We start from the raw sequence: 19,167 nt of genomic DNA, 5'->3' as shown, positions 1-19,167 counted from the left end.
TCTTGTAAAATCATGTAAAATGAATTAACTGAAAATTATGATTTGAAAAATATTGGGAGGTGGGAATGTGATATCTGTAAAGATGCTCAAGCCTTATTATATAAAGGCTGATGATGAGTTTGTTCGTATAATTTTAGCGTATCAATATTTTTCAGTCAGTATTAATAAACATGTCTACCAATTTATCCCTGTTGAAGCTAAAGAGATTCGCATCAACCGCAAAACACGAAGAGTGGAAAATGTTGAAAGTCGTTTTGCTTTTCAAAAGGGCAAGGAGATTATTTATATGACAATGACAGAACTTATAACACTTCCCGATTTTCTAACCCAATTACACCATATTGCAAAGCCTTATTATGAAGAAGTTCATGAAATGGACGAAATTGCGAGTGAAAATAGATTGATATTAGAAGAATTAGAAAAGTATAATTTAAAACGCTTAATCGATAAGGCCCTTGATGAGCGTGATGAGAAAATGTTTCGCGAATTAGTGAAATTGTTATAAGTCAAAAGGAGCATGACTTACTACCTATGATAGATAGGAAGGCATGCTCCTTTTGATTTATTTTGATAAAAAAGTGTTTAAAAGTTTATTTATCGGGTACTAAACAAATAAGATTTTTCTATTATGAAGCATTGGGGGAATGACAATGGTAAGTGTAAAGTTATTAAAGCCCTATTGTATAAAAACGGATTTAGAAAATATATACGTCTATTTGGATGAAGAACACTTCACGATTTCTATACAGAATGAAGTGTATCAATTTATCCCTGAACAGTCTAAACAATTCATTATCAATCGTAGAACGAAAAAAATTGAGAATCTGGATGCGACTTTTGCATTTAAGAAGGATGATAACGTATTTTATTTAACGATGAGTGAACTAATCAATATTCCAGATTTTCTAATTAAGCTCTACTTTATCACAAAACCTCATATTGAATATGTTCAAACAGAAAATATAAATGAAGATATTGATGTTATTATGGATCAACTAGTACAACAAAATATTAAACGATTAATTGATAAAGCATTAGATGAACGCAATGAAGAAGCATTTTATGATTTAATTGCATTATTATAAAAGGTTAATAAAACAGTGAAGCATTTTAATCTTAAATAAATAATAATGATGTAAATTCTTATAAAGGGGAAGGGAAAAAGATTTATCTTAAAGGCAAATACGAATAATGAGCAAGCCCCCTGTACTGGAAATATCGTTGCGGTTACTTTCAGTATAGGGGGTGGTATCTGCTCAAAAAATCCACCGAAGTGTCTATCAGGCTGCTACTTCTTAGTAGCCATGCACCGAAAAAACCTTCTAAGTAGTATTGTTAATAGACTAGAGGTACATCTAAGGCCTCAAGCTTTCCTTATTCATCCCACTTTCGTCTACGTATATTTTTAGGAGCTAGTAGATGTTCGTATTTACATCCATTACGTTTACTTTTTTTGTCCCATTCTCTAATTCATTCGTAGGAAGCGCCATTTTTACAAGTTTCTATTCTTTAATAGCTTCCAATACATCCGTAACCTTCTGTACAACTAATCCGCTTGCTCCGAGATCTTGAACCTTCTCCATCATCATTGCGATGATGATGTCCTGATCCTCTGTTGGATAACCAACAAACCAGCCATTTTGCTCGCCATTTTCCTCATCTAAGGTTAATTTTAATTCTGCCGTTCCAGTTTTCCCAGAGATAGGGAATGAAGCATTTTTCGCATAGCCAGCCGTTCCATCTGTAACTACATTTCGCAATGTTTCTTGCACGATAGTAGCTTGTTCTGGTGATAGTAGACCTTCTTTCCAAACTTGATTCGGTTCTTCCTCCATTAATAAAATTGGTTTGATCATATTGCCATTATTTAAAAAGCTCGTATACATCGTGGCTAAATGAAGGACACTTGCTTCAACCTCACCTTGACCATAGCTTGTGTTTGCTACTAATACTTCATCATCTAACGTTCCAGAAGTTGAAATGGTTGAAGTAGATATTGGGAAATTAATTGGTAGCTGTTCGCCAAAACCGAACTGTTCGAGTCCCTTTACTAGTTGATCACCACCCATTTCAACACCTTTCATTGCAAAGTAAATATTATCTGAAAGAGCCATGGCTTTCATTAAGTCAACTGGGTTAGCTTCGGACACACGAGTTACTTCATAATTGCCCCAAGATTCACCCTTACCCCAAGATAGCCCCTTAATCTCGAGTTCCTCCTCAGGTTTAATCGTGCCATTTTGTAAACCAATAGCTGCTGTGACTGGCTTTATAACAGAGCCTGGTGCATATGTCGCATTAAAGCGATTAAATAAAGGTTGCTCTGGGTTGTCTTGAAGTGCTTCCCAATCGCTTTGAGAAATGCCATAGACTAGTTTATTTGGATCAAAGGATGGGCTACTTACCAATGCTAAAGTTTCCCCGGTTTTAGGGTGGATAGCAGCCGCCGTTCCCGGTGCATCATCCAAAGAGTTAAATAATTCCTCTTGGACCGTAATATCAAGGGTTGTTTGAATATTTTTTCCGTCCTCTACTGGTTTCATGGCTAATGTGGCAACCTCTTTTTCATCCTCTGTAACGTAAATCTTAACCCCTTTCTCGCCTTTTAGTTCATCTTCGAAACGTCTCTCTAAACCAGTAGAACCAATCATATCATTTTCTGTATATCGCTCAGGGTCTTTCTCTTCTAATTCTTCAGCTGTTATTTTTCTCACATACCCTACAACATGTGCCGCCGCTTTGCCTAAAGGATATATACGCCCTGTTGTTTGCTGTGTCATTACGCCATCCATTTGCCATAATTGGTCTAGCAAAGCTTGATCGGATTCTTGCACCTTTTTTCCAATTGGGACGAACAAATCCGGCTGAACCCAGCTCTCATTAAGAGCATTATCAATGGATGCAACAGAAATATTCAATAGGGAAGCAAGCTTTTTTTTACTTGCTTCAGGATTATCACCCAATTGCCCAGGAACAATCCCAACCTCATATACAATTCCATTTAGAGCTAATGGGAGTCTGTTACGGTCTAGAATATCTCCTCTCTTTGGCTCAGTAGTAGATATTCGAATCTCTCCACCATCTTTGATTTCCGGGAAAATAAAACCAGGATTCCAATCGATAAACCAATTCTTCTCTTCTTCTTCCCCAGCTTGCTTTAACGTTACTTCATAGTCAAATTCAATTGGACCAGCCATTGACGTCAAACTTGCTGAAAATGGTATCGTTGCCGTACCTTCTTCCAAAGCTTGTTTTATCTTTTCATCAGATAGTTTTTCATAATGTAATTGTATTTCTGTAATGTGTAAGTCTTGGTATATTTTTTCATAGCGGTCTATGTATTGGTCTGTATGATATGCTTGCTTAGCTTCCTCTGTAAGCATATCATACATACTGGAGAAGCTTTGCTCCTCCCAAAGTTTAAAATAGTCATCAAGTCTGTCATGAGGTGTTACTTTATCCTCGGAACATCCAGCTAATATCAAAGCTAGAAATAATGCAAAGGTAATAAAGAAGCGTTTCATAACTAATCCCCCTACTATCTGTAAGTGTTTTTTTCTCTCTTTGTATTATATCATCGATATAAAAGAAAAAGTCACACTGAATTCATCAGGTGACTTATTTTCTTTAGTTCGCTTCCATATGATCTTTTATCTCAGTTGAAATCCTACTGAATTCTGCTTCCGGTACTATATAGTACCAAATTCCTCCAATGATTTGGCCGCTACCAGAAATCTCCATTGTGTCGATGTTCGCTCTAGTGCCGAGATAGTTGGTGAATAATGCTTGCATGTTTTTCATTTGCAAATCGGTATTGACATTATTACCTACAATATCGAGAATCTCACCGACTTTTGTTATACTTGAAAAACTTGCAGCCTCATTCATTGCAGCAGTTACGATAGCGCGTTGTCTTTCATTCCGCCCCATATCTCCACGTGGGTCACTTTTTCTCATCCGAATGTAAGCTAATGCTTCTTTACCATTTAAACGAATATTACCTTCTTCAAAGTGAAAGCCATCCTGTGTAAAATTTATATGATTATCGATGGTTACGCCACCTAAAGCATCTACCCCAAGCTCAAAGCCTTCCATATTTATTTTACCGTAGAAGTGTACTGGAAGATCGAAGGCTTCTTCAACGGTTTGAACAGATAATTCAACCCCACCAAATGCATAGGCGTGATTGATTTTATCCATTCCTCGGCCAGGAATGTTGACATAAGTGTCTCTTGGAATACTAAGCATTTTCATCGAATCGGTCTTCGGATTTAATGACATGAGAATCATGGTATCGGAGCGACCTCTGTCACCTTCACGTTCATCTACACCTAGAAGTAAAATGTTGATTGATTTTTTGTCTTTGAAAATGCTATTAATCTCTTCTTGCCTTTTAGGGTCTTTATCACGATCCAATGGTTCATGCATGGTATTAACTGTGTCGTGTATCTTATCCCATACATACCATGCAAATCCCCCACCGGCTAGTAGAAGGAAAAGAAGTATCCCACCGACCCAGTATAACCATTTCCGTCTTTTCTTTTGTTTGAGTTCTTTCCTTGATTCCGCCACTGTCATTCTCCTTAATTGTTAACTATTGGAAATATTATATCGAATCCTGTCATTTTAGTCTATTGCAAAATAGGATTTATTACTCATTATTTTTCGCTAATGGAATTGTGTTAATCATATAGCGGTTTAGTTCCTCCAAAAAGAAACACAACGATTAGCAGTAGTTAGCAGCAATATTCACTTATCTCAGTTGGCTTTCGAACACTTACCCACAAAATTCGTGTTTGTTATTTCATATAAGAATACTCCTTCCATAATCTTATCTTTATAATATTACACATACTATAAAGATAGGCATACATAATAGTAATCCAAATTGTTCTTTATAAAGTAAATATAATACGTTAAAAAGTACGTAATTATAAGGAATCTAAAGAAATATAAAGATAATCCAACAAAAACGTTCTTTATAGTGAATATTTGCCGAAATTTGAGGTTTTCATATCTAAGTAAATTATCCTATACTCCAATTAGGTTGTTCTTTATTAGGAACTAAATGAGTCTTATTGAAGAACGATTGTGTTTAACTGGTTAAATACATATGGAAAGAGAATGATTATAAAACTCTTTCCCGACACTTTTAAATTTGCGCAGATTTAAAGGTGAATTGTTCTGTAATTAGAATTTAAATTAGGGAGATGAACGAGGATGAGTATGAAGAAAAAGTTAGGTATGGGCATTACATCAGCTGTATTAGGTATTGCATTAATCGGTGGAGGAACGTTTGCATACTTTAGTGATACTGCAGCGCAAACGAACACGTTTGCTTCCGGTACAATTCAACTTGATGTTGATCCGACTGTACAAGTAGAAATGGATAATCTTAAGCCTGGAGACTGGATGCCAAGATCTTTTGAATTACAAAACAATGGAACGCTTGATATTAAGTATGTTGACTTAAAGACAGAATATGCGGTTACAAGAAATGGTGAGGCTGTTAGTAATGACTTAGCAGATGCATATGCAGAACAACTTTATGTGCAATTCTTAAAAAATACTTCTGGGGATGCGGATTATGAAGTGTTGTTTGAAGTAAGTTTAAAAGACCTTCGTGATTTAACACCAGAAGATTTAGCAACAAAAGTAAATCTTGAAAACATTATGGTTGAAGAAGGGTATAGATATTGGGAATGGATTATTTGGCCAGTCTTTGGCAAATGGATAACAGTTGATCCAGTATTTGATGATGTACCGGAGGAAGTATATGGTATTGAAGCTGGCGATAAAGCTAACTTTGATGTTCAATTCCGTTTCAATGATACTGGTGTGGCACAAAATGAACTACAAAATCTAGACTTAGAGCTTACTTGGACATTCGAAGGTTACCAAACTGACGGAGAAGAAAAGTAATTTTAATATGAACAAGGAAAGGTGAGAATCCTCACCTTTCCATTCCTTATTTATTAACTATCCTGGTTAATCGAAGTCTTGGAATAACGATGATAGTTAATAAGGGGGAGATAGGGGGGAGAAAATGAGACAGTCACGAGTAGCTAAGTATCGGAAAAAACATAGAAAATTAAACATTATCATGCAATTATTAGCTATCCTATATGCTTCTATCGCATCATTATCGCTCGTTACCTCAACTACAACGGCTTATTTTAGCTATACAAGTCCTAAGGTGACGACTACCATTTCTACAGCAAGTGACTGGTGGGATGGAAGTGAATTAGCATTCCTTGATAATGCAACAGATGTTGTACATAGCTGTCCACCAGTTGAAATAGAAGTACAGATCAAGAATATTGGACACGGTGACATGACAGGGGCAACAGAATACAAAGTATTTTATTCTGAACAAAAAGGTAACCCTGAGAAACTTGGCAAAGAAATTGCAAATGGACTGATACAACCATTAAATGCCGGTGAAGAAATAAGCCTTACATATACTGCAACAGAAGAAGGTTGGTATCAATTCATGGCGTATCAGCTACCAGGCTTTCAAGAAAATGAAGAGAATAGAACGGAAATATGGAGCAATAAAGTAAAGGTACAATGCCCGCCAAAAGATAAAAAACACGAAGAAGATTCTGCTATCAATGAGAAAGAAGCGAGTGAAAATGAACCTAAAGAGGAAGAAATAGTAGAAGAGCAGACCGTCATACAACCAGAAGAAGAGAATGAAGATGAAAATAAGGCTAGCACGAAAAAAGATAATGCTAATGAAATAAATGGGGTAGAGGAAAATCCAGTTGAACAAAATGAATCTGTTCATTCAGAGAGTGAACCGATGGAAGAAGACACTGTGAATTCATCTGAGGAAGGAGAAAATTAAATGAATTTAAAAACAGTCGCAAAATGGACTGGTAATTTACTTACGTATGTCATGATGGCTGTATTAATCTTTCTAGCGGTTACGGTTGTTGCAACGAAAGCTTCAGGGGGAGAACCAGAAATTCTAGGCTATCAATTAAAAACGGTATTATCGGGATCAATGGAGCCAGAATTCAATACAGGTTCTATTATCGCAGTGGAGCCTGGTGGAGACATGACTCGCTTTCAATCGGGGGATGTTATCACATTCGTGGAAGAAGATGGAAAGTTAATTACCCATAGGGTTATAGAGGTAGTAAATAGTGGAGAACATGTTATGTATCGAACAAAGGGAGATAATAATGCTTCCCCAGATAGTAGCTTAGTACTTTCTGATAACGTTGTTGCCCAGTATACAGGCTTCACTATTCCTTATTTAGGATATGTCGTTAACTTTGCACAATCCCAAAATGGAGCATTTTTACTATTAATACCAGGATTCATCCTAATCGTGTATGCCGGTTTCACTATATGGCAAGCAGTTCGAGAACTAGAGGCTACGAATAAAGAACTAGCTAAACAAATAAATGAAAATAGTACGGTATCTTAATATGATTTTGATAGTTTTGCCTTAAGGGGGCGATGAATTGAAGCGGCTAATGTTGGTTAGTTTGGCATTCGTTATCGGGTTTTTTATACTACATGATCCTTTATTAACGATGGCCGATAATTCCAATGCAACAATTAATGAAAAAGCAGAAATAGCTATCTCGCTTTCACCTAGTGATATGCTTTTTAATGTGAATAATATGAAACCAGGAGACTGGGCACCAAGAACACTTACGGTTATGAATGACGGGAAAAATGATTTTCACTATCAGATAAGCATTACCAATGAAGGGGAAGCGAAACTATTTAATGAACTTCTCATCGAAATGGAAGGGGAGGAAGGGATACTATATGAAGGTAAATTAGCAGAATTGGAAACGTTACCGAAGAGATTTCTTGCTGCTAACACATACGAAGAAATAGACATCACCGTTCGTTTTCCGGAGCATCTTGGTAATGAGTTTCAAGGGTTAGCTGTTCTTTTTAACATGTCGTTTGTAGCAGAGGCAGCTAATAGCACCCCTGGTACAGGTGATTCCGATGGTGAAGATAATAGCAAAACAGACAAAGATGTAAAGCATGTGGGAGGTAAAATAAACGATGGAGATAACACAGCAGGATCTCCACTTCCTAAGACAGCAACAAATATGTTTCATTATTTATTAATTGGTACCTGTTTACTTCTAGCTGGGTTAATCATTTACATTATTTCTAGAAGATTGAAAAAAGCGTGAATGAGGAGAGTGTAGCATATCGAAAAAAGTAATATGATTGGTTTGAACCTCCTACAAAACTAGTTTCATTCTGACAAAACAAGACATACATAAAGTACTAGTTCTTTAGTATAATAGATTTAGTAATAAATTCCATCTACAAAGGCAACCTCATTGAGAGATGGGGACGCAAAGTCACAGGTCCAATACTGGATGGCTGGATTGCATAGATAAGTATGGGGGACGGGAATTTGAATAAAATGATCGGTTTAGACTATGAGTGGATTTTGTTAATTAAGGAGGCAAAAAAACAGGGGATGACCGTAGAAGAAATACGACTATTTCTAGCGGAAGCAAAGCACCATGCATAATTCTTTTGTTGTATTTTTGTACTTAATATAGAACTGCTCACCTGTTTGTGATATAATTTCGCTTGAAAGAGGTGAGTCGAATTGATCGGAGAAAAAATCAAACAATTACGCAAAGAAAAGAAAATGTCTATATCTGAACTAGCAGAAAAAGCAAATGTTGCCAAGTCTTACTTAAGTTCAATCGAACGTAACCTCCAATCCAATCCATCTATACAATTCATCGAGAAAATTAGTGCGGTTCTAGGTGTATCTGTGAATGAATTAATTAATACTAAAGACTCCATAGAATTGGAAGATTTAGACGGAGAATGGCTAGAAATCGTGAAAGAAGCGATGGAATCTGGTGTATCGAAAGAAGATTTTAAGAGTTTCCTTGAATTTAATAAATGGAGAAAAAATAATAATTAGGAACCGTAGATTATACTGCGGTTTTTTTATTTGTTATGATATAGTAATATAAGTGATTTTGGACAAGTATGGTGGAATGATGAATCGTAAACTATTTTATTGGTTTCTGCCAATCATATGGATGGCTGTCATTTTCTTTTCTTCTGCGACCCCTTATGAAAAACAGGATATGAAACCATTACTAGCGAGCATTATTGATTTTTCTATTTTAGAACCGTATTTTAGTTGGGTTTCATTTATATATAATCAATCAGAGGTAAGCATTGCTGCACTTGGTGTAGAAGGATTTATCGAATTTTTCATTCGTAAAGGGGCGCATTTCGGTGCATTTTTCTTATTGATGATTCTGTTTTGTATAGCATTCCGAAAGACCGTACAATGGAATTTACATAAAATTCTAGTTGTCTCATTTGGATTGACGATTGCATATGCTATTATGGATGAATTACATCAAGGCTTAACACCAAACAGAACGCCTTTTTATGGAGATGTAGTAATTGACGGATTTGGAGCTAGCGTGGCATACTTCTTTCTACTAATCCGGTACAAAAAATGGAAAAAAATATAAAATTTAATAATTATAGTAAAAATGTTATAGATTTCATGGTATACTAGTTTTTAAATTAAATCATAGTCAAGGCGGTAATTTCATGGTTGAGCGTGAGTTTTTTAAGAACATGATGAAAAAGGTAATCGATGATACAGAAAAAAATAAAATCCGTTCCTCTGAAGAATTAATTCAAACATTAATTAAAGAATTGAATGATCAACGAGAATTAAATCAAAATAAACGTATAATAAATTAACACTAGAGCTATTTCCTTTTAGAGGGAATGGCTTTTTTCTTGTTTAGACTAGCTATTCCATAACTGGACAATAGTACTACCATATGATAATTTGAGATTGTAGTTAGCGAAGGGTAGGGGCATAAATGGATCATACAGCACTATTGATAAAAAATGTAACCGTATTCTTAGAGAACACTAGAATTCCTAATGGAAGTCTTGTCATTGAAAAAGGAAAAATAAGCGAGATCTATCAAGAAAATGAAAAGCCTAAGCGTTATCCAAGTCAGTTTAAAATTATCGATGGGGAAGGGCTATATGCTGTTCCGGGCTTTATTGACGGCCACATTCACGGTGCGAATGGGGCAGACGTAATGGATGGAACAGAAGAGGCATTAGATACCATTGCAGAAGTACTACCGAAAGAAGGGACAACTAGTTTCCTTGCAACGACGATTACCCAGGCAGAAGAACAAATTGAACAGGCACTACGTACGGTTGCGGATTATCAACCTAAAGAGAATTGTGCTGAAATAATCGGGATTCATCTGGAAGGACCTTTTATAGAAGAAAGTAAGAAAGGCGCACAGCCTCTTGAGCATATTAGTAGACCAGATAGTGCTCTTTTTGACAAATGGCAGAAGCTTTCTAATCATATGATTAAAACGATTACGATGGCACCGGAACTTGATCCAGAGGGATCGTTTATCCGCCATTTAGCAAATCAAGGTGTCAATATATCAGCAGGACATACTGCGATTGATTTTAAAGGTATGAAAGAAGCGGTATCCAATGGGGTTAAGCAAGTTACACATTTATGCAATGCCATGACTGGGATTCATCATCGGGATATTGGTGTTGTAGGAGCAGCATTTCTGTTAGAAGAAATACGAGCAGAACTAATTGCTGATGGCATACATGTCGTTCCTGAAATGCTAGAAGTAATCTATCAAAATATGGGTAGTGATCGGATAATACTAATTACAGATGCCATGCGGGCAAAATGCTTACATGCTGGTACATATGAACTTGGCGGTCAAACAGTTTTAGTAGATGAGCAACGAGCTGTACTCGAAGATGGAACACTAGCAGGTAGTATTTTGAAGATGAATCATGGTGTTAAACAAATGTTGAATATACAGGATGTTTGTGTTGAGGATGTCATTAAAATGACGAGCACGAATCCAGCAAAACAACTGGGAGTATACGACCGGAAAGGAAGTATCGCTAAAGGGAAAGATGCAGACATTTTATTAATTGATGAGAACTTTACGATAAACTATACACTTTGCCGTGGAAAGATAGCATACAAAGGAGACGAGTGATATGAACATCATATCTGCCAAGGATTATCAGGATATAAGTTTGAAAGCTAGTGAATTTGTAATTCAAACTATTAAAGAGTTGGACAAGCCAGTATTAGGGCTTGCGACTGGCTCTACGCCAGAAGGACTGTATAAATGCCTGATTGATCGAAATAATGAGAAACAAGTTTCTTTCCAAGAAGTGACCACATTTAACTTGGATGAATATGTTGGGCTAACAGCAAATCATCCGAATAGTTATCGCTATTATATGAATGAAAAACTGTTTCAGCATATTGATATTTCTATAGAGAATACGCATATTCCAAATGGTTCTGCCAAGGATTTAGAAAAAGAATGTGTAGCTTACGAGGAATTAATTCAGCAGCACAATTGCATTGACTTACAAATTCTAGGGATAGGTCATAACGGACATATTGGGTTTAATGAACCAGGAACATCGTTTACTACTCGAACCCATTTAGTTGAATTAGCGGAGACGACTCGTAAAGCCAATGCCCGTTTCTTCAATTCATGGGAAGAAGTACCATCACAAGCGATTACGACTGGAATTGGTACGATTATGGATAGTAAACAGATTTTATTACTAGTATCTGGTGAGGATAAAGCTGAAGCATTGAACCGATTGTTAGATGGAGAAATTTCTGAAGAATTTCCAGCGTCCGTATTGAAAGAACATCCGAATGTTACCGTAATTGCAGATGAAGCAGCTTTATCAAAAGTACAAAGGAATAAAAAAACTTGGCGTCATGATTGAAACGCCAAGTTTTTCTATTCCTTTGTACTTTCAACCTCAATTTCCACATACTTTTCGCCAATAGCTTGTATGACAGCTTGTCCGTTCGTTAAATCTGTCATCCACTTTTGAAAGGCAGTTTCCAGACCATCTTCTACATAGACAATAAATTCTATATTCTCCAGATAATGTATCGTCTCTAACATATGTTCAGAATTCCGTAATTCATTTTCAAGCTTTCCAAGTAAGGCATAATCGACAGTGATAGAGATCCCTTTCATTAATTGTCTTTTAATAATTCCAACTGCTTTAATCGCTTCTGAGGTTGAACTGCCGTAAGCGCGGATTAGTCCACCTGCACCAAGCTTAATTCCACCGAAATATCTCGTGACGACTACTGCAGTGTCCTTAAGATTCTGTTTTTTTAGGACTTCTAGCATAGGCACTCCAGCTGTCCCGCTCGGTTCACCATCATCGTTTGCCTTTTGGATATGGTCATGCTCACCGATTATATATGCAGAACAATTATGTGTTGCATCATGATACTTCTTCTTCATTTCCTGAATAAAGCTCTGGGCTTCTTCTTCTGTTTCAACACGTTTAATCGTGCCTATAAATCTTGATTTTTGAATAACGATTTCATGGGATCCGCCATCTTTATTCACAGTATAATAGTTCGTTAACACAGGAATAAATCCTCCTCCTAGTTGCATTTTAGTCTAATATAAGGAAAAAATATGTTTGAGTAAAGAAATGTTTGGGTATATGTTACTAGGGTAAATGCAAATAATTAATCATTTTTATAAAAACTTTCCAAATAACCCTATAAAAAAAGATTTTTAGCACGTATAATTATACCATAGGTTGGTGAGTGCTGATGGCAGTGAAAACTAGGGAAAAAGCTTTAGATTATATTCTCAACGAAATGGTAGATGTAGTTGAGAACAGTAAGGATGAGGTTTTTCACATAAGTGAGGAGGCTCGTACGGAGTATGAACGATTGCTTCGAGATTTGGAGTACACCAAGGCTAAAGTATTACGTTACATAGATGAAGGTGACAAATTAGAGCAAAATGTTCGGTACTCGAGAAAGCGTTTATCAGAAGTCAGTAAATACTTTGACCGCTATTCTGAAGATGAGATTCGAGAAGTATATGAATCGACACATGAACTTCAGACAAAACTAGCCATGCTTCGTCAAGAGGAAAAAGGACTACGTGAAAAGCGTGATGAGTTGGAGAGAAGACTGCAAAACATTGATCATACGATTAAGCGTGCAGAAAATCTTGCCAACAAAATATCTGTCATACTCACATATTTAACAGATGACTTCAGGCAAGTAAACGAAATGATAGAAGAGGCTAAGGAAAAACAGGAATTTAGTTTAAGAATCATTGAAGCACAAGAGGAAGAAAGAAAACGAATTTCTAGGGAAATTCATGATGGACCTGCACAAATGCTTGCTAATATTCTCTTACGCTCTGAATTAGTTGATCGTACCTTCCGTGAAGGAAGTACAGATGATGCTTTAGAAGAGATACGAAGCTTACGTAAAATGGTTCGTTCATCACTTTATGAGGTTCGTCGTATTATTTATGATTTGCGGCCAATGGCTCTTGATGACTTAGGTCTTATTCCTACGATTAAAAAATATATAACGACTACATCGGAGTACAACAATATTAATATTGAATTTACATCGATTGGTGAAGTGAAACGAATTAATCAGAAGTATGAGATAGCAGTGTTTAGATTAGCACAAGAAGCAATACAAAATGCTGTAAAACACGCGGAAGCAACCTTAATCTCTGTTAAAATCGAAATATGTACTAGAAATTTAAATTTAATCGTAACAGATAATGGAAAAGGCTTCGATCCTTCTATAAAACGAGATAAGTCATTTGGTTTAATGGGAATGAAAGAGCGTGTTGAGATGTTTGATGGAGTAATGGATATTATATCAACCATCGGAAAAGGTACAAAAATAGTTATTCAAGTACCCATGGAAGGGCTCTTTTAAAATAAATATTATAGAAATTGTCTATCAGATAAACGTAATAGGGGATAATATTACGTAATGGGGAGGAAGAGACAATGAGTTTAGAAAAAAATGTTAGTATCGTCTTAATTGATGATCATAAGTTATTTCGTGAAGGGGTTAAACGTATTTTAGAATTTGAACCATCATTTAATGTAGTAGCTGAGGGTGATGATGGTGCAATGGCAACTAAACTAGTGCAAGAATATAATCCTGATGTAATATTAATGGATATCAACATGCCAAACATGAATGGTGTACAGGCTACCGCTGAATTAGTACGTAATTATCCTAAATCAAAAGTAATTATCTTATCGATTCATGATGATGAAAGCTATGTAACACATGCGCTGAAAACAGGTGCACAAGGATATCTATTAAAAGAGATGGACTCTAATTCTCTAATTGAAGCGATTAAGGTTGTTAGTGAAGGCGGATCTTATTTACACCCGAAAGTAACCCATAACCTCGTACAAGAATATCGTCGACTAGCAAAGGAGAACGTGGCTGTTGGTATAGGTGGAAGTCGAGTTGAATATCATCGCCCATTACACTTGCTTACTAAACGTGAGTGTGAAGTACTGCAGCTCTTAGCAGATGGTAAAAGTAACCGCGCTGTTGCGGAAGCGTTATATATTAGTGAAAAAACGGTTAAGAACCATGTAAGTAACATTCTTCAAAAAATGAATGTAAATGATAGAACCCAAGCGGTAGTATCTGCAATAAGAAAAGGCTGGGTTGAAGTATTATAATTTTTCCTGAAATAGATCCTTGATGTTCATAATGTCAAGGGTCTTTTATTGTGTAGAGATGTTGGATAACCGATATATGGTTTACGACCAAGTAGCGGGCGTATTGTCACGAATAACGCTATATTTTTCCAATGGTTAGATACAGATTTATCTACACTGCTATGCTAATTTGGTATATTTTTTGTACTATAGATAAGTATACACATATCTTGGTGCATTTTTTATTACATTCATGTAGAATATAAGAAGCACACATTTTGTACAATGAAAATAAATAAATGGAGAGGAAGGGAAGAAATGAAGGTTGCTGTAATGACAGACAGCACTGCATATATTCCAAAGGATATGCGTGACGCTTACGGAATACATATGATTCCGCTAAGTGTGAACTTTGGGGATGAAACATATCAAGAGGAAATTGATATTTCAACAGAAGAATTTTATCGAAAGATTAAAGATGTAAAAGAACTTCCAACTACTTCTCAGCCTGCTATTGGTCTGATTACGGAAAAATTAGAAGAACTAAGTAAAGAGTTTGATGCGGTGATATCGGTTCATTTATCTAGTGGTATTAGTGGTACTTACCAAGCGGTAGTAAGTGCTGGGGATATGGTAGATGGAATCGATGTTTATGCCTTTGATTCTGAAATTAGTTGTATGGCTCAAGGTTTCTATGCAATAGAAGCGGCTGAAATGGCAAAAGAAAATAAGTCACCAGAAGCAATCATGAATCGTTTAAATGAAATGAAGGAAACAATGCATGGATTCTTTATGGTGGATGATCTTACCAATCTACATCGTGGCGGTAGACTTAACGGAGCACAAGCACTTGTTGGTAGCCTTCTACAAGTTAAACCGGTCCTACACTTTGTTGATAAGATTATTGTTCCTTTTGAAAAAATTCGCACCCGTAAAAAAGCACTGAATCGTATCTTAGGTATGTTAGAGGAAGATGCGAAGGAAGACAAGGTAGCGAAAGTTGTGTTTGTTCATGCAAATGACGAACAAGCTGCTATTGATTTAAAAGAAGATTTTAACGAGAAATACCCCAATACGGAAGCCTTAATTAGCTACTTCGGACCTGTAATTGGTACGCATGTTGGTGAAGGGGCAATTGGAGTATGCTGGTACTATAAATAAGCAATCATTTTATTTTTATATTCATGGCTGTCAGGATATCTGGCAGTCTATCCTTTAAAGGAAAGTGAGTGAGGATATGACGTTCAAAATCGAATCTTCCAAACAGCCTTCTGATATATATCAATACGCTGGTAAATTACTTCTCCAATCGGAACTTCCCGCTGATGCTAACCCCCAACTGTTTACACAAATCCCATCTATAACGAGAAAGCTTCTATCTTTTACATGTATGCGCTGTGGAAATCAGAAGCACTCCTTATTTGGCAAGATACCCTGTGCTAATTGTAATGAGACACATCTTTACTGTAGGAATTGTATTCAAATGGGTAGAGTGATGGAATGTGAAGCGTTATATTATTATTCTGGTGAAGAGCCAACTTGGACTAACTATCCTTCGCCAATGACCTGGCAGGGGGAACTTACTCCTGCTCAACAACAGGCTTCTAGTAAACTAGTACAAGCTATTCAGGATGGAATGAAAGCGTATTTAGTTTGGGCGGTTTGTGGATCTGGAAAGACCGAAATGCTTTTTGAGGCTATTGAAAAAGGATTACAGCTTGGAAAAAGGATTTGTATTGCCACTCCTCGTGCTGATGTTGTCCGTGAATTAAAACCACGAATCCAATCCGCTTTTCAAGAAGTACCAATCCAAGCCTTATATGGTGGAAGTGATGAGAAAGAAGGATCCACACAACTCATTATTGCGACAACCCATCAGCTATTACGCTATCATAAAACCTTCGATATCATAATTATTGATGAAATTGACGCTTTCCCATACCATAATGACCCCACCCTTTCTTTTGCAGTAAATCGGGCAAAGAAATCGACTAGTACTACGGTATATTTAACCGCGACTCCAAGACAAGACCTTCGTCTTCGCATTGCACGTAAACATCTCCCACATACGTTTGTTCCGATTCGCTATCATGGCCACCCACTACCTGTTCCACAGCTGGTCATAAGTTATTCCTTGAAAAAAACATTGAAGAAAAATAAGTTACCTAAATCATTAATGAAATGGATGAACCATAGAGAAAATCCTAAACGGCAAATGCTAATATTCGTTCCAACCATCCAGCTTGCGGAGAACTTATCGACCATGTTGAAGGAAATGAAGAATTTACCTTTCCAATTAATTGATTCTGTTCATTCGGATGATGAGGAAAGAATAGAGAAGATTAATCAATTCAGAAATCGAGAAATTGATCTATTAATTACCACAACCATATTAGAACGAGGTGTTACTTTTCCATCTGTAGATGTGATGGTATTGGATGCGGGACATACGGTATTTGATGAAGCTGCATTAGTTCAAATAGCTGGTAGGGCAGGAAGAAGTGCAGATGATCCATCCGGAGAAGTAATATTCTTGCATGAAGGGAAAACAGATGCAATGGTTCAGGCCGTCCAATCTATTAAGCAAATGAATAAAAGAGGGGGATTTTAGAGGATGAATTGTTTATGTTGTCACGAAGAAATAATCATAGAAATGGACTGGGCTAATTTTTTGTTTCCGCCAAAGCCTAGCCTGATTTGTGATATTTGTAAACGGCAAATGACGCTCCTTGGTGGAAATCGGTGTTTACGGTGTAGTCGGGTAACAGAAGCTAAAATATGTGATGATTGCTTGCGATGGGAAACGTATTATGGTGGGCATGATGTACTCGAATTTAATTATTCTGTCTATACGTATTCCACATTTATGCAAGTTATAATAGCAAAATGGAAATACCGAGGAGATTATGAGCTCGGTACTATATTTGAAGATTCCTATTCCACATACTTCCATAAAGCATTTGCTTCGATTAAAGATGCTGTTATAATTCCAATTCCATTGAGTATGGAAAGACTCCAAGAGAGATGTTTTAATCAAGCAGAAATGTTAGCCTCATTTCTAACCCCTAAGAAAATGAATATCCTGTCCAGAACCCACGGTGAAAAACAATCCAAAAAGTCTCGTAAAGAAAGAATTTATTCTGAAAATCCATTTATATTACAGCAAAAACTAAACAATCCTATTATTCTTGTCGATGATATATATACAACAGGTACTACGTTACGTCATGCAGCCAAGTTATTGAAAGATGCCGGATGTCCCGAAGTATATTCTTATACGTTAATTCGTGGATAGATGGAATAGTATGGTATGATAATGTTAAGAGGAGATATGATTGAAATGGCTGAATTAACCAACTGTACAAAATGTGGCAAAGTATTTGTAAAAAATCTTCGAGACATTTGTCAAGATTGCTATAAGGAAGAGGAAGCCGCATTTAAGAAAGTATATGAATTTCTAAAAAAGCAAAAAAATAGAGAATCTACATTACGAGAAGTGGTGGAAGCAACAGGGGTAGAGGAAACATTAATAACGAAATTTATTAAGGAAAAAAGACTACGTACGACTATGTTTCCAAAGCTCGGATACCCATGTGAAAGATGTGGAGCACCCATTACAACTGGTAAAATTTGTTCATCATGTTCCAATGAACTTCATAAGGAACTGAATAAAATAGAAAAAGTTGAAAAGGTAGCAGAGCGGAATAAAGAATCGAAATCAAAGGAAAACATTTACTATACATTAGATAAACATCACAGATAAGACTTTACTTAATAGGTAATGTGCCGATATATATAGTAAGTATCAATCGAACGGATAATTAGTGAGGTGATCTTATGAAAATAACTGGACCAAATCAAACGAATTTTAACCCGTACAAGAATCAAATCCAACAGCATATGGATATGAAGAAATCCGCTAAGCCACAAGATCAATTGCAGATTTCATCACAAGCTAAGCAATTACAGGAAAATACAAAAGTAAATGCTGAGCGTGAAGCATATGTACAAGAAATAAAGAATCGTGTTGAATCAGGAGAATATACCATCAATTTTGAAAAAACAGCACAAAAAATGATCGATTTCTGGTCGAAGCAATAAGAGGAGGACTCACCAAGTGTCCGTACAAGCAATTATTGAAAAGCTAGAAAAGTTAATAGTGACTCACGAACAGTTGTTAGACCTATCAAAGGAAAAAACAGCTATCGTTAAAGAAGGCAATGTAGAAAATTTGCAAACTGTATTAATAAAGGAACGTAAAATCCTACAGCAAATCACCCAACTAGAAGAGAGTCGGCAGAAAGAAGTTGAGGACTGGTTTGCGAATCATCGCCTAACCAACGAAGAAGCTACCGTTACTAATTTAGTTAATCAACTAAGTAATAATGAAGAGAGGAAAGCGATTGAAGAAAGTGCTGTTCGCTTAACAGAAACTATCGTGAATTTAAAGCAACAGGAACAATTGAACATGGCACTAATTCAACAGTCTATGCAGTTTGTTCAGCTTTCCATTGATTTATTGAGTCCATCGCTAAAAAACTTGAATTATGGAAAAGAGCAAGAGCAATCACAGATCAATCGCTCGGTCTTTGATTCAAAAGCATAAGAAAAAATGATAGAAAA

Annotated in this window: 23 protein-coding genes and 1 riboswitch; of the genes, 20 read left to right on the top strand and 3 right to left on the bottom strand. The window is 36.3% G+C overall.

Annotated elements, in window-relative coordinates:
• Nucleotides 1–67 precede the first annotated feature (67 nt).
• Nucleotides 68–505 (top strand): IDEAL domain-containing protein, encoded by a 438-nt coding sequence (locus tag ACSKT4_RS05265; protein WP_186870629.1) that lies wholly within the window; start codon nucleotides 68–70, stop codon nucleotides 503–505.
• Between the two features lie 145 nt (nucleotides 506–650).
• Nucleotides 651–1,085 carry an IDEAL domain-containing protein gene (locus tag ACSKT4_RS05260; protein WP_186870628.1) on the top strand — a complete coding sequence of 145 codons (435 nt, stop codon included), beginning with the start codon at nucleotides 651–653 and terminating at the stop codon, nucleotides 1,083–1,085.
• Nucleotides 1,086–1,502: 417 nt separating this feature from the next.
• Here ACSKT4_RS05260 and ACSKT4_RS05255 read toward each other — a convergent pair whose 3' ends face one another.
• On the bottom strand, nucleotides 1,503–3,524 hold the full coding sequence (locus ACSKT4_RS05255; protein WP_186870627.1) for a penicillin-binding transpeptidase domain-containing protein: 2,022 nt from the start codon (nucleotides 3,522–3,524) through the stop codon (nucleotides 1,503–1,505).
• Nucleotides 3,525–3,627: 103 nt separating this feature from the next.
• On the bottom strand, nucleotides 3,628–4,572 hold the full coding sequence (locus ACSKT4_RS05250; protein WP_425516499.1) for an LCP family glycopolymer transferase: 945 nt from the start codon (nucleotides 4,570–4,572) through the stop codon (nucleotides 3,628–3,630).
• A 654-nt stretch (nucleotides 4,573–5,226) separates the two neighbouring features.
• Here ACSKT4_RS05250 and ACSKT4_RS05245 point away from each other — a divergent pair.
• From ACSKT4_RS05245 to nagB, 10 genes are all read left to right on the top strand, one after another.
• Nucleotides 5,227–5,922: a TasA family protein gene (locus tag ACSKT4_RS05245; RefSeq protein ID WP_343221469.1), complete on the top strand. Its 696-nt coding sequence runs from the start codon at nucleotides 5,227–5,229 to the stop codon at nucleotides 5,920–5,922.
• A gap of 124 nt (nucleotides 5,923–6,046) precedes the next feature.
• Nucleotides 6,047–6,850, top strand: a complete 804-nt coding sequence (gene tapA, locus ACSKT4_RS05240; RefSeq protein WP_465822941.1) for an amyloid fiber anchoring/assembly protein TapA — start codon at nucleotides 6,047–6,049, stop codon at nucleotides 6,848–6,850.
• Nucleotides 6,851–7,438: a signal peptidase I SipW gene (gene sipW, locus ACSKT4_RS05235; RefSeq protein ID WP_186870623.1), complete on the top strand. Its 588-nt coding sequence runs from the start codon at nucleotides 6,851–6,853 to the stop codon at nucleotides 7,436–7,438.
• A 37-nt stretch (nucleotides 7,439–7,475) separates the two neighbouring features.
• Entirely contained in the window at nucleotides 7,476–8,171 is a 696-nt protein-coding gene (locus ACSKT4_RS05230; RefSeq protein ID WP_186870622.1) for an LPXTG cell wall anchor domain-containing protein, read from the top strand.
• Between the two features lie 133 nt (nucleotides 8,172–8,304).
• A riboswitch (cyclic di-GMP riboswitch) is annotated at nucleotides 8,305–8,380 on the top strand.
• Between the two features lie 30 nt (nucleotides 8,381–8,410).
• On the top strand, nucleotides 8,411–8,521 hold the full coding sequence (locus ACSKT4_RS05225) for an anti-repressor SinI family protein (RefSeq protein ID WP_246521669.1): 111 nt from the start codon (nucleotides 8,411–8,413) through the stop codon (nucleotides 8,519–8,521).
• Between the two features lie 81 nt (nucleotides 8,522–8,602).
• A complete protein-coding gene (locus ACSKT4_RS05220; RefSeq protein ID WP_186870620.1) occupies nucleotides 8,603–8,929 on the top strand; it encodes a helix-turn-helix domain-containing protein in 327 nt (108 codons plus the stop codon).
• Between the two features lie 79 nt (nucleotides 8,930–9,008).
• Nucleotides 9,009–9,497 (top strand): VanZ family protein, encoded by a 489-nt coding sequence (locus ACSKT4_RS05215; protein WP_343221470.1) that lies wholly within the window; start codon nucleotides 9,009–9,011, stop codon nucleotides 9,495–9,497.
• An 82-nt stretch (nucleotides 9,498–9,579) separates the two neighbouring features.
• Entirely contained in the window at nucleotides 9,580–9,735 is a 156-nt protein-coding gene (locus ACSKT4_RS05210; RefSeq protein WP_186870618.1) for a hypothetical protein, read from the top strand.
• A 125-nt stretch (nucleotides 9,736–9,860) separates the two neighbouring features.
• Nucleotides 9,861–11,039: an N-acetylglucosamine-6-phosphate deacetylase gene (nagA, locus tag ACSKT4_RS05205; RefSeq protein ID WP_186870617.1), complete on the top strand. Its 1,179-nt coding sequence runs from the start codon at nucleotides 9,861–9,863 to the stop codon at nucleotides 11,037–11,039.
• Nucleotide 11,040: 1 nt separating this feature from the next.
• Nucleotides 11,041–11,796 (top strand): glucosamine-6-phosphate deaminase, encoded by a 756-nt coding sequence (nagB, locus tag ACSKT4_RS05200; RefSeq protein ID WP_186870616.1) that lies wholly within the window; start codon nucleotides 11,041–11,043, stop codon nucleotides 11,794–11,796.
• A gap of 14 nt (nucleotides 11,797–11,810) precedes the next feature.
• Here nagB and ACSKT4_RS05195 read toward each other — a convergent pair whose 3' ends face one another.
• Nucleotides 11,811–12,461 carry a YigZ family protein gene (locus ACSKT4_RS05195; protein WP_186870615.1) on the bottom strand — a complete coding sequence of 217 codons (651 nt, stop codon included), beginning with the start codon at nucleotides 12,459–12,461 and terminating at the stop codon, nucleotides 11,811–11,813.
• Between the two features lie 191 nt (nucleotides 12,462–12,652).
• On the opposite strand from ACSKT4_RS05195, the gene ACSKT4_RS05190 reads away from it, so the two are divergent.
• The 8 genes from ACSKT4_RS05190 (at nucleotide 12,653) to ACSKT4_RS05155 (ending at nucleotide 19,150) form a co-directional block, all read left to right on the top strand.
• The gene (locus ACSKT4_RS05190; RefSeq protein ID WP_186870614.1) at nucleotides 12,653–13,795 is read left to right on the top strand and encodes a sensor histidine kinase; all 1,143 of its coding nucleotides are present in this window, start codon (nucleotides 12,653–12,655) and stop codon (nucleotides 13,793–13,795) included.
• Between the two features lie 74 nt (nucleotides 13,796–13,869).
• The gene (locus ACSKT4_RS05185) at nucleotides 13,870–14,565 is read left to right on the top strand and encodes a response regulator (protein WP_186870613.1); all 696 of its coding nucleotides are present in this window, start codon (nucleotides 13,870–13,872) and stop codon (nucleotides 14,563–14,565) included.
• Between the two features lie 297 nt (nucleotides 14,566–14,862).
• Complete coding sequence (locus tag ACSKT4_RS05180) at nucleotides 14,863–15,705, top strand: DegV family protein (protein WP_186870612.1); 843 nt, start codon at nucleotides 14,863–14,865, stop codon at nucleotides 15,703–15,705.
• A 322-nt stretch (nucleotides 15,706–16,027) separates the two neighbouring features.
• Nucleotides 16,028–17,155: an ATP-dependent helicase ComFA gene (locus ACSKT4_RS05175; RefSeq protein ID WP_465822939.1), complete on the top strand. Its 1,128-nt coding sequence runs from the start codon at nucleotides 16,028–16,030 to the stop codon at nucleotides 17,153–17,155.
• Between the two features lie 3 nt (nucleotides 17,156–17,158).
• Nucleotides 17,159–17,839, top strand: a complete 681-nt coding sequence (locus tag ACSKT4_RS05170) for a ComF family protein (RefSeq protein WP_186870610.1) — start codon at nucleotides 17,159–17,161, stop codon at nucleotides 17,837–17,839.
• 15 nt (nucleotides 17,840–17,854) lie between these two features.
• A complete protein-coding gene (locus ACSKT4_RS05165) occupies nucleotides 17,855–18,307 on the top strand; it encodes a TIGR03826 family flagellar region protein (protein ID WP_366481254.1) in 453 nt (150 codons plus the stop codon).
• Nucleotides 18,308–18,381: 74 nt separating this feature from the next.
• Nucleotides 18,382–18,645 (top strand): flagellar biosynthesis anti-sigma factor FlgM, encoded by a 264-nt coding sequence (flgM, locus tag ACSKT4_RS05160; protein WP_186870609.1) that lies wholly within the window; start codon nucleotides 18,382–18,384, stop codon nucleotides 18,643–18,645.
• Nucleotides 18,646–18,661: 16 nt separating this feature from the next.
• Nucleotides 18,662–19,150 carry a flagellar protein FlgN gene (locus ACSKT4_RS05155; RefSeq protein ID WP_211742451.1) on the top strand — a complete coding sequence of 163 codons (489 nt, stop codon included), beginning with the start codon at nucleotides 18,662–18,664 and terminating at the stop codon, nucleotides 19,148–19,150.
• Nucleotides 19,151–19,167 lie beyond the last annotated feature (17 nt).

It is taken from the genome of Ornithinibacillus liuyingii, from assembly GCF_055550225.1.
The sequence above is the reverse complement of the archived record's forward strand: the minus strand, read 5'-3'. Positions and strand labels throughout refer to the sequence as shown.

Coding starts and splice junctions, on each gene's coding strand:
- ACSKT4_RS05260 (WP_186870628.1), top strand. CDS start 651: ATGGTAAGTGTAAAGTTATTAAAGCCCTATTGTATAAAAACGGATTTA.
- ACSKT4_RS05255 (WP_186870627.1), bottom strand. CDS start 3,524: ATGAAACGCTTCTTTATTACCTTTGCATTATTTCTAGCTTTGATATTA.
- ACSKT4_RS05245 (WP_343221469.1), top strand. CDS start 5,227: ATGAAGAAAAAGTTAGGTATGGGCATTACATCAGCTGTATTAGGTATT.
- tapA (WP_465822941.1), top strand. CDS start 6,047: ATGAGACAGTCACGAGTAGCTAAGTATCGGAAAAAACATAGAAAATTA.
- sipW (WP_186870623.1), top strand. CDS start 6,851: ATGAATTTAAAAACAGTCGCAAAATGGACTGGTAATTTACTTACGTAT.
- ACSKT4_RS05225 (WP_246521669.1), top strand. CDS start 8,411: ATGATCGGTTTAGACTATGAGTGGATTTTGTTAATTAAGGAGGCAAAA.
- ACSKT4_RS05215 (WP_343221470.1), top strand. CDS start 9,009: ATGAATCGTAAACTATTTTATTGGTTTCTGCCAATCATATGGATGGCT.
- ACSKT4_RS05210 (WP_186870618.1), top strand. CDS start 9,580: ATGGTTGAGCGTGAGTTTTTTAAGAACATGATGAAAAAGGTAATCGAT.
- nagA (WP_186870617.1), top strand. CDS start 9,861: ATGGATCATACAGCACTATTGATAAAAAATGTAACCGTATTCTTAGAG.
- nagB (WP_186870616.1), top strand. CDS start 11,041: ATGAACATCATATCTGCCAAGGATTATCAGGATATAAGTTTGAAAGCT.
- ACSKT4_RS05190 (WP_186870614.1), top strand. CDS start 12,653: ATGGCAGTGAAAACTAGGGAAAAAGCTTTAGATTATATTCTCAACGAA.
- ACSKT4_RS05185 (WP_186870613.1), top strand. CDS start 13,870: ATGAGTTTAGAAAAAAATGTTAGTATCGTCTTAATTGATGATCATAAG.
- ACSKT4_RS05180 (WP_186870612.1), top strand. CDS start 14,863: ATGAAGGTTGCTGTAATGACAGACAGCACTGCATATATTCCAAAGGAT.
- ACSKT4_RS05175 (WP_465822939.1), top strand. CDS start 16,028: ATGGGTAGAGTGATGGAATGTGAAGCGTTATATTATTATTCTGGTGAA.
- ACSKT4_RS05170 (WP_186870610.1), top strand. CDS start 17,159: ATGAATTGTTTATGTTGTCACGAAGAAATAATCATAGAAATGGACTGG.
- ACSKT4_RS05165 (WP_366481254.1), top strand. CDS start 17,855: ATGATAATGTTAAGAGGAGATATGATTGAAATGGCTGAATTAACCAAC.
- flgM (WP_186870609.1), top strand. CDS start 18,382: ATGAAAATAACTGGACCAAATCAAACGAATTTTAACCCGTACAAGAAT.